A 12,131-nucleotide genomic window follows, 5' to 3' on the forward strand; every position below is an offset into this window, starting at 1 on the left:
CCTTGTCCTTGCAAAGAATTGACAGGCGGAACCGTGTTTGGATCTAGGGAGCCGAGTTTGGATCCAGATATCGTGTTCAGAATGAATCAAGCCATTGCGTCACAGAGCCGTGACCACACGCCGGGATAGAAGTACAACGGGAAATGACAGCGCACTCAGCAGATATGAGGGCGCGCCTGCGGATGGATTAAAAATGGGAGTTCTCTGCCTAGAGGTCTCGAATTTCTCTGAGGGCATTGAGTGCGGCAATCGCTTCATCTTGCCTCAGATTGACATGTTCCTGTGCTCCAGTGGCCGTACGTGCGCTGAGAGTGATGCTAATGTGTGGGTTCTCACCTTCATCGGCGCTGACACTGACAATTTGGTGCGGGTTGACGAGGTATGGCTTCCCATGGGCTAAAAATTCAATCAGCTTCATCGGTTTAAGGGGGTGGGGGGTTATGGGATCAACATGGAGGGGTATCCAAGCAGTCCAATACATATAGTAAATGAAATCTCAAATTTCAAAAGTAAGAAATTGAAAAAATAGACTGATTTGTCTCGATGCCCAGAATGAGGGAGAGAAGGAGTATTGAAACTTTGGATAGATTTTAATTTTTATTCTTTTCATTCTGTTATCTTGGGTTGATGAAAGGGGGGAGCAAGGCCCCGTCGTATGACAAGCGCATGATACAGACCATCCACAGTTTAGAGGAGCTTCCTGCCATTTCAGACTCGGTTCATTTGGCTCTTGGAGTCTTCGATGGTGTTCATATCGGGCATCAGGCGGTGATTCAGCAGGTGGTAGAGTCAGCTCGCGCCCAGGGCGGGATTGCCGGGGTTTTGACCTTCGAACCGCATCCGATTCGGGTTTTAGCCCCGCAGAATGCTCCGCGACGCATTTTGGCGTCGATTCAGCACAAAGAAGATCTTTTGGCCGAACTGGGCGTGGAATTGCTTATCGTCATTCCCTTTACTGAGGCGTTTGCTGAATATGAGGCCGAAGAGTTTTTATTGGAATTGAAAAACGCGTGCGGCTCACTCAAGACCTTGAGTATGGGGGACGATTGGAAGTTTGGGCGTAAACGCCGGGGTGATGTGCAGTTACTCAAACACTTCGGTTTGGCGTATGGCGTTGAAGTCAAGACAGCGAGCCCGGTTAGGCTCGAAGGTGAGCGGGTAAGCAGCACCCGTATTCGACAGGCCATCCGGGATGGCAACCTCGACGCTGTTTCAGAGATGCTGGGTCGCGAATTCAGCGTTTGGGGCACCGTGATCGAGGGCAAGCAGTTGGGACGTTCGATAGGTTTTCCCACGGCCAACTTACGAGTTTATAACGAACAGCTACCGCCTGACGGCGTGTGGGTGGTTGATGTCACTCTGGATCAAGGGGAAATTGTGAGAGGGGCCGGGAATCTGGGGGTTCGTCCCACAGTGGATGGCAAGCAGGGGCGGAGGCTTCTGGAGGTGCATCTGATCGATTGCGAGAGAGACCTCTACGGTCAGGGCATGGAAGTTCGTTTTTTGCATTGGGTGAGGGGGGAACAAACCTTTGAAGGACTGGACGCATTAAAAGCCCAAATCGCAGAAGATGTCGCATTTTGCCGAAATTGGAGCGGAATATGATAATTGCTCGATAACAGGTTGACCTTGTCAGTGTCCGAGGCTAGATCATCCCCGACCCATAAACCATTATGAAAACACCAATCACTGTTTCCGTGACAGGTGCCGCCGGTAACATCGGCTACGCACTTCTTTTCCGTATTGCTTCGGGCTCTATGTTCGGCCCCGAGCAACCCGTTAACCTCCGACTGATCGAAATCGAGCCAGGCATGAAAGCCTTGCAAGGTGTGATCATGGAGCTTGATGACTGTGCTTTCCCTTTGCTCAATGATGTTGTTGCTACCAGCGACCTTGAGGAAGGATTCAAAGGCGCCAACTGGGCACTGCTTGTTGGCTCTGTGCCACGCGGTCCTGGAATGGAGCGCGGTGATTTGCTTAAGGTCAATGGCGGTATCTTTACCGGCCAAGGCAAAGCGATTGCAGCGACTGCAGCCGATGACGTTCGCGTGCTCGTCGTAGGAAACCCATGTAACACCAACGCTCTGATCGCCATGAACAGTGCTGAAGGCGTGCCAAATGACCGTTTCTTCGCAATGACCCGTTTGGACGAGAACCGTGCCAAATCACAGCTCGCAGCCAAAGGTGGAGTCCACAACAGCGACATCACCAACATGTGCATCTGGGGTAACCACTCTGCGACCCAGTATCCTGATTACACCAATGCCAAGATCAACGGCAAGCCCGTGACCGAAACCATCACGGATACCGAGTGGCTTCAGGGTGAGTTCATCTCAACCGTGCAACAGCGTGGTGCCGCCATCATCAAAGCTCGTGGAGCATCCTCCGCGGCCTCTGCTGCCAATGGCGTTGTGGACACGGTTCGCAGCCTGACCAATCCGACTCCTGAGGGTGACTGGACCAGCATTGCTGTTTGTTCTGACGGCTCCTATGGTATTGATGCCGGCCTGATCGCTTCGATGCCCATCCGCGTAGACGCTGAAGGCAACTGGGACGTTGTTCCTGGTGTTGAACTCGATGCGTTCTCCAAGGAGAAGCTTGATGCTACCGTGCAGGAGCTTCGCGACGAGAAAGCGGCTGTAGCCGACCTCCTCTAAACGCTTTCCATTCGTTGTTTACAATTTCATATCGCGGAATGCAACCAGTGTGCATTCCGCGATATTTTTTTGTCCGCAAAGAAGGACGAAAAACTTGGCGATCAGAGTCAACTCAGCGAGCTAGCCCATCAAAGGGGAACGATGGTGAGGATCGACAAAGCAAATGAATCGGGAGCGGCGATTCCGATGATATACAACGTTCAGGAAAATTGTTGATTCGCTGATGAAAGAGTGAGGGGCCGCGGAAGGGTATTTTATACCACTCCGCAAAACAGACGAGACGATTGATCGTTGTTGAGGTATTTGGAAAAGCACTGCGTGATCCATGAGAGTTCCGGATGAATGACTCCTTTGGCTTTGTTTCTCCTTAGTCATGGTGCCCGCACCATTCCTTCGTCGCGCCTTACCAAAGAACTCATTCATCTCGGCTATCGTCCCGTCTGTTTTACTACTTGGTATTACTTCAATCCACCATCACTGACTCCAGAAGATTAACCCATCAGAATGCTTGGGGGCTGCCTCGTCAAAAGGCGTTTTAAGCCCTCTGTGGGCATTCAAGAAAAAGCTATCTTTGATAGACAGAAGCACATACGGCACCCAGTATACTACGACTCATGAGCGAAACCATACCATTTGAACAAGAAAACTCTCAGTTGACCGAGGTGAGGAAAGAGATTAGTCGGGTCGTGGTTGGTCAGCAAGATCTTGTTGACCGCTTGTTGGTGTGTTTGCTTTGTAACGGGCATGTTCTGATTGAGGGGGTTCCGGGCTTGGCCAAGACGTTAACCGTGAGCACCATGGCTCAAACCTTGGGGGTGGATTTCAGCCGAATCCAATTTACCCCGGATTTGCTTCCAGGCGATCTGATTGGAACCTTGATTTACAATCAACAAAGTGGTGAGTTTACACCACATAAAGGGCCCGTATTTGCCAATATTGTGCTTGCGGATGAGATCAACCGCTCTCCGGCAAAAGTTCAAAGCGCATTATTGGAGGCCATGCAGGAAAAGCAGGTCACCATCGGAACCGACAGCTATCGTTTGGATGAACCGTTTTTGGTTTTGGCGACTCAAAACCCAATCGAACAAGAGGGAACCTATCCGCTTCCCGAAGCTCAACTGGACCGGTTTATGATGAAGGTTCTGGTGGATTACCCAAGTCTTGAAGAGGAACATGCGATCATGAGCCGCATGTCTGTGAATCAACCGACACTTGAGGTTCAGAAGGTCATGGAGTCGGCAGATATTTTAAGCATGCGCGCCAGCCTTGACCAAATCCACACCAGCGAAGTGCTTGAGCATTATGTCATCAAGATTGTGGATGCGACACGTCACCCTGAAACTTATGGTTTGAGTGAACTGAAACCACTGATCAATCATGGTGTATCTCCGCGAGCGAGTATCTTTCTATTGAAAGGAGCGAAAGCACACGCCATGCTGGAAGGTCGGGATTATGTTATTCCTGAGGATGTGAAGTGGATTGCCATGGATGTGCTGCGCCACCGGATTTCGATTACGTATAAAGCCGAAGCCGAAGGGAAAAACGTGGAGTCGATTCTCAGTAAAATTTTATCTTCGGTCGAAACGGTCACCGAGACGTAGGATGCCATTGGAAATTTTACTATGGGTGAGCGACCGTAATCATTGATCATCAGCTATTTTGTTTGTTTCCTCTGCCGGGGCTTGTCCCTTGTAACCGTTGGTATTTTATCCGACTCATCTCCACACCATGCTGAACCAGAAAGAGCTCGAAAGCAAAGTCAGGCATATCCAGATTTACAGTCGGAAGGCTGTGTTGGAAATGCTGGCTGGAGAGTACCGAAGTAGCTTCAAAGGCATGGGTATTGAGTTCGAAGATGTCCGGGGGTATCAGCATGGTGACGACGTCCGCTCCATTGATTGGAATGTAACAGCGAGGATTGGCCGTCCCCATGTGAAGACGTTTATGGAAGAGCGGGAACTCACCTTGTATTTCCTGGTTGATGTTTCGGCTTCGGGTGAATTTGGAAGCTCGGAAATGAGTAAAAAGGAAGTGATGGCCCGGATTGTTGCCTTGTTGGCATTTGCCTCGGTTCACAACCATGATAATGTGGGCTTGATTCTTTTTGCCGGTGATGTCGAGTTTCACCTTCCACCACGCAAAGGGAAAAATCAGGTGATGCGAATGGTCGATCATCTGATGCGGCATCCAACCAAGAGCAAAGGAACCAATGTCAAAGCAGCATTGGAATACTTCCAACAGGTGCGTCGAAGAAGGTGTGTGGCCTTTCTTTTTTCCGACTTTCTTGATACCGGTTATGAACGGACATTGGGGGATGTAGCTCACGCACATGATTTGATCTGTGTCTCGATCCGAGATCCACGTGAATCCGAGTTGCCCTCCGCCGGGATGCTGGAATTCAGAGACGCGGAAAGCGGGGAACTTCGAACCATTGATTGTAAGGACGGAGGGCTAAGAGCGAGATTGACGGAACAATCCGAGCGACATCAACGGCAATTGAAGGATCTGTGTCACGAAGTGAATGCAGAGTTGTTGGATATATCCACAGATGATGATTATCTATACGAAATCATTCAATTTTTCAGGGAACGCTATACGAGGAGTGCCGATGTTTGATTCTCTGAAACCACTATGGAGGCGTTCTCCGGTAAAGGTATTCCTTCATTTGTCGGCCTGTTTGATGGTATGTTTTTTCAGTGCATGCCAATCCGAGCAGCAACCGCAGGCGGAAAACCAAGAGGTCGGGGTAGTTCAGGAGTCTGACGTCACCTTGGCCCTGCGGGTATCCGAGACACGCATCCAAACAAGTCAAGGTCTTGAGGTTAACCTGCAAGCTCGTCACCGGCAGGGGGTGCAACTGATTTTCCCCGAATGGGGGCACCGCTGGGGGACATTTGATGTGTTGGAGCATCATACCAGTTTACCTCATCTCGATGAGCATGGATGGATTCAGCAGGATGTGAGCCTGACCTTATTTCCTGATGCTCCTGGTAAGCAAACTGTCGAGGCGCTCCCTGTAGAAGTGATTCAGTCTGATGGAAGGCGGAGGTCCATCCATACAGAGTCTATTTCTGTGGAGGTTGTGTCGGTTTTACATGAACCCGGTTCAGAACCCAAACTTCAAGATATTGTGGAGGAATCCCGACCGGAGTACCGACTCTCCACTGGCCGTATGCTGGTTTATCTGATCGCCCTCGCGTTATTCGTTCTGGTGTGTCTGGGGATCGGAATCTTTCTCTATCGGAAATTTTTTCGTGGGGGTGATCGATCTTCTAACGCAAGGCAACTTCCTGATAGTCGATTCCTGCTGACACAGGACCCTGAGGAAGCACTGATGAATCTTGAACCTATTTTATCCAGGGAACTCTCAGCTGTTTATCACTGGAAATTATGCTCCAACGATTTTCACCACCTTTCTGAACACCTTGATGTAAGCAAGCCGATACATGCTGAGTTGCAGCAATTGATATCGAAGTACAATAGCTATCAATACGCTGGGGCGCGTAGTCAAGGTGACGCAGAACAGCTATGCCGAAGTTTTTTCTTTTGGATCGAGCAGGTGATCCAAGAATCAAGCAATGGTGTCATGGTTGAAGGGAAGGGGGACATGCAATGAATTGGCAGAACTCTGAATGGTGGTTTCCTACGGCTTTTTCATCACCACAATGGTTTTGGCTATTGCTGCTGCTGCCAATCATCGCTTTCTATCAGCGTCGCTTAAGGCGACAGGATGCCATTGTCTATTCCTCGGTTGCTTTGTTTGGTGAGCATGTAAAAACATGGCGTCAGTATTTATTGTTTATTCCGCCACTTTGCCTCCATCTCGCCTTAATCTGTTTGATCGCCTGTCTGGCTCGTCCGCAAATTGAATCGACTGGAACCAGGCAGGACCGCGAGGGGATTGCAATTCAGATGTTAGTGGATGTTTCGAGCAGCATGGATATGGATATCCAGACGCCTGACGGACCCATGACCCGAATGGAGGTTGCAAAAAAAGTGATGGAGCAATTTGTCATTGGTGATGGTGACTCCCTGAGCGGCAGGCCGGACGATACCATCGGCGTAGTTTCCTTTGCTCGATATTCCGACAGCATCTGCCCTATGACGCTCGGGCACGATGCCTTGGTTCATATTATCCGGGAGTTGACGATCAATGATCGCCCGAACGAGGACGGGACCGCTTATGGTGATGCAACGGCACTTGCTGCAGCTCAACTCAAACAGCAAGACCGCGAAGATGGCGCGATGAAAAGTAAGGTCATTTTGTTGCTCACCGATGGAGAAAATAATTGCGGAACCCAGATGCCTCTACAAGCCGCATCCATGGCCAAAGAATGGGGTATACGCATTTACACCATCAGTTTGCAAGAAACCGCGAAGCCTAAAATGATCCAAACCGATGCCGGTAAGTTTTTCCGACCAGACACCCGATCGGAGTCGGACCGTGTGCTCGAAAAGATGGCAAGCTCGACCGGAGGCGTCTTTAGAACGGCCCATGACATGGACTCGCTCCAGTCGGTTTACAAGGAAATCAACACGCTCGAGAAGACCAAACTCGAAGAAGTCGACTACATCGAATATGATGAAGCGTTTACCTTTTATGCCCTGTCTGCCTTACTTCTCTTGTTGGTTCGCTATGCCCTGAGTTCAACGATTTTGAGGATTTCACCCTAAAGCACGACTTTTTATGAAAGAGCTTATCTTTTACCAACCCTGGATGATCGTCCTATTGCTGCTCGTGCCGGTAATGGTCGTGTTGTTTCAGTTGCGTCTGGCGAAACAGCGCCGAGACCTCTCAAGATTCGGACAAAGTGACCGGGGAAGCAAAGCGAAACGTTCTCATTATTCGATGGAGCCGTGGCGTCTGGGATTGCTTATTGGAGCTTGCCTGATGGTTGTTATTGCCCTGATGCGTCCGGCTGTCAACCCGCACCCCAAACTGATCCAGCGGGACGGCCGGGACCTTGTCTTTTTATTGGATGTCTCGAAAAGTATGCTCGCAGATGATTTGCAGCCAAACCGACTGGAGGTCGCGAAAAATGCAATTGCTGAGTGTGTGGTGAGTCTGCAGGACCACAGGGTGGGCTTGGTCGTTTTTGCCGGTTCGTCATCCATTGCCTGCCCCTTGACAACGGATCGAAATTTTTTCCTGAACAGTTTGGAAAAAGTGGGTCCGGATAGTGTGGCTCATGGGGGGACCCGTATCGGTGACGCTTTGCTTAAGGTTTGCGATAAGTTGTTTTCCGATCAGGACCACGGCTACAAAGACATCGTGCTGTTGTCGGACGGAGGTGACCAGAGCAGTGGTCTGGGGCAGTCGATTGATCAAATGAATGCCTTGCAGATCCGTCTGATTGCCATTGGTATGGGAGACCCTGATCAGGGGGCTCGCATTCCATCAAGCAAAGGAGCATCTGACTTTGTCATGTATCAGGGGCAAGAGGTTTGGACCAAGATGGATGGAGCTCAATTGAGTGGTCTTGTAAAGCGGACGGAGCAGGCTGCGTATTTACCTGTTGGAAAACGCAGAATGAATCTCGCTCATATTTACAAACGCCTAAGTGAACAAGGGGGGACGCAAATGATGGCAGAAGAGAGTGTGATTGATTACGACGAGATCTTTCAAGTGTTCATCGCATTGTCGATTTTTCTTTTGGTGGTAATGGCCTTCACTCCACACACCTTTCGTCGAACCTTGATCAAGTCCTCGATGGTACTGGCTTTACTTATTCCCATCATCGCCGGGGTGGGGCAGGCCGAGGCCGGGGAAACCGAGGCTGCTTTTTCCAAGGGAAACAGCTTTTACCGAAAAGGTCATTACGAGGACGCCATCGCACAATATGAGTCGGCCTTGAAAAACCGGGGGGGGGAGACGATGACACGAGACTTGAGTTACAATCTGGGCAATGCCTATTACCAGCTTTCAAAGCAAGTGGATAATGACTACACAGCACTCGCGTTAATCAATCAAAGTGTCGATATGTACCGGCGCCTACTCAGGCAGAATGATTCCGATTTGCAAGCAGCCATCAACAATGAGGTCGTGCGCGCAGCCCGTCGGAAGATGGAACAAAAAATCAAGCAGGACGAGGAACGCAGGCAGAAGATGCAGGCTGCAATGGAGCTCATTCGTCAACGCCTCATCTCCCTGATCGAACGACAGGGGGAGAACCTGCCCCAGGCAGATGAACCTGAGGACCAACCACTCGAGGAGTGGGTGTCACGTGAGCAAAAAATTGCCGATGGAACAGACCGAGTGTCGGCGCTGTTGATTCGTTTTAACGAAACCTTTTTTGAAGGAGTGCCCAAGGATCTGACGCCCATGGCGCAATCCCAAAAGCATGTTTCCACGGCCTTTCTTCATCAACGTGAGGGCATCATGGTATTTTCAGCCAGCTGGCCGGGAGCCCTTGAAAAAGGGAGGGCGTCGATGCAGTCTCTGCAAGATGCTTTGGCGGCATTACCCCAGGATTCAGAGGGGAGTGGTCAGGATGGAGATCAGGAGGAAGGTGAGTCGGATGAAGAAAGCGAGTCAGGTGATGAGGGCGAAGAAAGTGACGGGGATGAGGGGGAGTCGGAATCATCAGAAGCTGATGATGGCGAGATGTCTGAATCCTCGCAAAGCAAAACCGACCTTGAGTCCATCGATTTACCGCCGCCTAGTAATTCACCGGAAGAGGTGATCCGGATGAGTCAGGAAATGCAGGAAGCCCGGCAGGCGGCCGGAGCTAAGAAGAAAGGGAAACCCGTAGATAAAGATTGGTAAAAATGATGAATATGTATCAACGCATACCCAGGGTGTGGGCCATCCTGTTGACAGGGCTTATTTGCTCCCAGGTTCTTTTGGCTCAGAGCCCGAAGATTCATGTGGGCAAATCAACGAAGTCCTTTTTTGTAGGTGAGTCATTTACTTATGAGATCCTTGTCAGTGGAGCCAAAAAGGTCGAGGTGTCAGAACCTGAGAGCAATGATGAGCTGAGCATTCGTTTTCTTGAGAAGGTCGAAATGCCACAAACCAATCCTCCGTCCGTTGCGGTGCGGTATCGAATGATCCCGATGATTCCTGGAACCATTATGATGCCAGTGCTTGAAGTTCAAGCCGACGAGGAGGTGTTGCTTACGGAAGAGGAAGACATGATCGACGTGGCGAAGCCTGAAGTCTACCCGGGGTTAAGACTGGAACGTGAGCTCCCTCAAAGGGATCTCTACGTCGGTGAACCCTTTCAGGTGAACTATGTCTGGAAGTCACCCTTGCCGCTGAGCGGCTTTCGCGCCATCCAGCTTCAAATTCCCTTGTTTTATGATCATCGGTTTTCCATCCGTTCACCGCACCACTGGATTGACGGTGATGACAAAGCTGCCATTGGCTTCCCGGTATCCAATACCCGATTGATTGCCCGGTACGAGGCCATACAAGAAGCCGGAGTTCACCTCAACACGGTGTCATTTGCCAAAATTGCCATCCCTAAGCGGGAGGGCGAAATTTCACTCCAGCCGGCGACCTTGCTTGGCTCCTATATCGCTCCACCCGAAAATCAGAAGCGGGTCCGTGGCTGGCAAACCAATTACCCGAGCTACTTTAACAACAATTTTTTCGAGTCGATCGATCATGAGTCGTTTGCCAAATATTATGTATCCTCTCCGAGGCAGACATTGAGGGTTTTACCTTTGCCTCTTGCCGGTAAACCTGACGATTTTGCCGGGCAAGTGGGTAACCGTAGCGTGACGGTTGAGGCTAGCCCCAAGGTGGTAAGTGCTGGAGACCCCATCACTCTGACCATCGTCGTTGAGGGATGTCCGTATCCTGAAGTCGTAGAGCTTCCATCGCTATCTGAGCAACTTGCCTTCACCCGTCAGTTTACCATCCCCCCCAAACAATCCAGAGGTAAGATTGAAGGACAAAGCATTACTTTTGTTCGAACCTTGCGGCCCAAGGGGCAGGATGTAACCGCGATCCCGGCCATACGTTTGCCATATTTTGACCCCGCATCCAAACAGTATGGCGTCGCAGCATCCGACCCCATCCCCATCACGGTCAAGGCAAGTGAGATGGCAACGGCCTTTGATGCACAGCTCAGCGGTTCGGACTCACTGCGCAATCAGGTGATTGCCAACAATGAGGGGATCCAAGCCAATTTTCAAAGTCTCACCCCTGATGGTTTATTTGGTTTGAGCCGTTTCCAGTGCCTGCTTGTATTCTCACTGATGCCTCCTCTTGTTTTTGCTGCAATCTATCTGGCGAGCAGATCCTACCGCTTGAGATTAAATGACCCGGTTCGGGCCAGATCAGCTTCCGCGATGCGCCGTTTTCGTCGGAATCTAGCGAGAGTTTCCGCAGCAGCCCCAAACGATCAGGACCACCGCTTACTCTTACCCTTGAACCAGGCAATGCGCGGGTACTTTGCCGATCAATTGAACTTGGTCGAGCAGGCTCACACTTTTTCGGATTTGGAGAAACGACTCGGTGGACGTATTGATCCGGAACTCTTGGAACAACTCAAAGAGCTGTATACCAAATGCCAGGAACCTCAATTTTGTGAGAAAGCGCCCCCCCCAACAAGCGATGACCTTCGCAGCTTGATCCGCACCGTTCAAACCACCATTACACGTATTGATCAATCGATATGAAATTCATTCTTCTCTTTCTCACCCTGCTGGTAATCTCAGCAGTATCCGCTGTCACTTGCGCGGAGGAGTCTTCAAGCGACGCCTTTGTCCGAGCCAATCGTTTGTTTGATCAGGCGAATCAGGAGTCGTTGGTCAACCCGGCAGAGGCCAAGGAGCTTTATCTGGAGTCAATTTTGCTCTACCAGCAGTTGCTTGATCGCCAGGAGTTCAAGTCTGCGGAATTGCACACCAACCTGGGCAATGCCTATTTTTTTGCGGGAGAGCATGGTTATGCCGTTTTGAATTACCAACGCGCACTGCACATGGACCCTTTGCAGGGGGAAGCCAAACACAACCTGCAGTACGCGAGATCATTGGCCATTGATGAGTTAGAGGAATCCCGGAGTCAGAAAATCACCAGAGTGTTGAGTTTTTGGCATCGCTGGCCGTTCGGTCTTCGCCTGTTGATCTTTGGCTTTGCTCATTTTGCGGTTTGGGGACTGTTGGCGGCCTACCTCTTACGAAAGATTCCTAAAAACGGGTGGACTTTGGCTGGCGTGAGCGCGGGAGCATTTCTTGTTCTTGTGTTTGGCTCCTCACTGTGGGTGAGTTATTGCGCTTGGGATAATGATGTCGACGGAGTGGTGGTGGAACGCGAAATCGTTGCTCGTCACGGAAACGGCTATATTTATGGCAACGCCTTCAACTCACCTCTACACGCAGGAACCGAATTCACTATCCTTGAAGAGCGGGGGGATTGGTGCCATGTCCGTCTCTTGGACAGGAAAACCTGTTGGCTGCCTCAATCGGCGATTCGGAGGGTGAAGGAGGATTGAAGGGAGACTTGACGCAGCAAGCCCCTTTGGT

The 12,131-nt window shown here is 50.5% G+C and carries 10 protein-coding genes; 9 read left to right on the plus strand and 1 reads right to left on the minus strand.

Annotation, left to right across the window (positions count from 1 at the left end; genetic code table 11):
• Positions 1-208 precede the first annotated feature (208 nt).
• Positions 209-418 carry a hypothetical protein gene (locus HW115_RS01185; protein WP_178930749.1) on the minus strand — a complete coding sequence of 70 codons (210 nt, stop codon included), beginning with the start codon at positions 416-418 and terminating at the stop codon, positions 209-211.
• Between the two features lie 248 nt (positions 419-666).
• Between HW115_RS01185 and HW115_RS01190 the strand changes: the two genes are divergently transcribed.
• The 9 genes from HW115_RS01190 (at position 667) to HW115_RS01230 (ending at position 12,100) form a co-directional block, all read left to right on the plus strand.
• A complete protein-coding gene (locus tag HW115_RS01190; RefSeq protein ID WP_178930750.1) occupies positions 667-1,605 on the plus strand; it encodes a bifunctional riboflavin kinase/FAD synthetase in 939 nt (312 codons plus the stop codon).
• Positions 1,606-1,673: 68 nt separating this feature from the next.
• A complete protein-coding gene (locus tag HW115_RS01195) occupies positions 1,674-2,657 on the plus strand; it encodes a malate dehydrogenase (RefSeq protein WP_227021207.1) in 984 nt (327 codons plus the stop codon).
• Positions 2,658-3,271: 614 nt separating this feature from the next.
• Positions 3,272-4,258 carry an AAA family ATPase gene (locus HW115_RS01200; RefSeq protein ID WP_178930751.1) on the plus strand — a complete coding sequence of 329 codons (987 nt, stop codon included), beginning with the start codon at positions 3,272-3,274 and terminating at the stop codon, positions 4,256-4,258.
• A gap of 127 nt (positions 4,259-4,385) precedes the next feature.
• Positions 4,386-5,273: a DUF58 domain-containing protein gene (locus tag HW115_RS01205; protein ID WP_178930752.1), complete on the plus strand. Its 888-nt coding sequence runs from the start codon at positions 4,386-4,388 to the stop codon at positions 5,271-5,273.
• 64 nt (positions 5,274-5,337) lie between these two features.
• A complete protein-coding gene (locus HW115_RS01210; protein WP_227021208.1) occupies positions 5,338-6,273 on the plus strand; it encodes a hypothetical protein in 936 nt (311 codons plus the stop codon).
• Positions 6,270-7,331 carry a vWA domain-containing protein gene (locus tag HW115_RS01215; protein WP_178930754.1) on the plus strand — a complete coding sequence of 354 codons (1,062 nt, stop codon included), beginning with the start codon at positions 6,270-6,272 and terminating at the stop codon, positions 7,329-7,331. The genes HW115_RS01210 and HW115_RS01215 overlap by 4 nt, the downstream gene beginning before the upstream one ends.
• Positions 7,332-7,344: 13 nt before the next feature.
• Complete coding sequence (locus HW115_RS01220) at positions 7,345-9,423, plus strand: vWA domain-containing protein (RefSeq protein ID WP_178930755.1); 2,079 nt, start codon at positions 7,345-7,347, stop codon at positions 9,421-9,423.
• An 11-nt stretch (positions 9,424-9,434) separates the two neighbouring features.
• A complete protein-coding gene (locus HW115_RS01225; protein WP_178930756.1) occupies positions 9,435-11,285 on the plus strand; it encodes a BatD family protein in 1,851 nt (616 codons plus the stop codon).
• Positions 11,282-12,100, plus strand: coding sequence for an SH3 domain-containing protein (locus HW115_RS01230; protein WP_178930757.1), 819 nt, complete (start codon positions 11,282-11,284; stop codon positions 12,098-12,100). Before HW115_RS01225 ends, HW115_RS01230 begins: the two co-directional genes overlap by 4 nt.
• The last annotated feature ends 31 nt before the right edge of the window (positions 12,101-12,131 follow it).

The organism is Oceaniferula marina (assembly GCF_013391475.1).
In the GTDB taxonomy this organism is placed as follows: Bacteria; Verrucomicrobiota; Verrucomicrobiia; order Verrucomicrobiales; family Akkermansiaceae; genus Oceaniferula; species Oceaniferula marina.

Coding starts and splice junctions, on each gene's coding strand:
- HW115_RS01205 (WP_178930752.1), top strand. CDS start 4,386: ATGCTGAACCAGAAAGAGCTCGAAAGCAAAGTCAGGCATATCCAGATT.
- HW115_RS01225 (WP_178930756.1), top strand. CDS start 9,435: ATGTATCAACGCATACCCAGGGTGTGGGCCATCCTGTTGACAGGGCTT.
- HW115_RS01185 (WP_178930749.1), bottom strand. CDS start 418: ATGAAGCTGATTGAATTTTTAGCCCATGGGAAGCCATACCTCGTCAAC.
- HW115_RS01215 (WP_178930754.1), top strand. CDS start 6,270: ATGAATTGGCAGAACTCTGAATGGTGGTTTCCTACGGCTTTTTCATCA.
- HW115_RS01230 (WP_178930757.1), top strand. CDS start 11,282: ATGAAATTCATTCTTCTCTTTCTCACCCTGCTGGTAATCTCAGCAGTA.
- HW115_RS01190 (WP_178930750.1), top strand. CDS start 667: ATGATACAGACCATCCACAGTTTAGAGGAGCTTCCTGCCATTTCAGAC.
- HW115_RS01210 (WP_227021208.1), top strand. CDS start 5,338: ATGGTATGTTTTTTCAGTGCATGCCAATCCGAGCAGCAACCGCAGGCG.
- HW115_RS01200 (WP_178930751.1), top strand. CDS start 3,272: ATGAGCGAAACCATACCATTTGAACAAGAAAACTCTCAGTTGACCGAG.
- HW115_RS01195 (WP_227021207.1), top strand. CDS start 1,674: ATGAAAACACCAATCACTGTTTCCGTGACAGGTGCCGCCGGTAACATC.
- HW115_RS01220 (WP_178930755.1), top strand. CDS start 7,345: ATGAAAGAGCTTATCTTTTACCAACCCTGGATGATCGTCCTATTGCTG.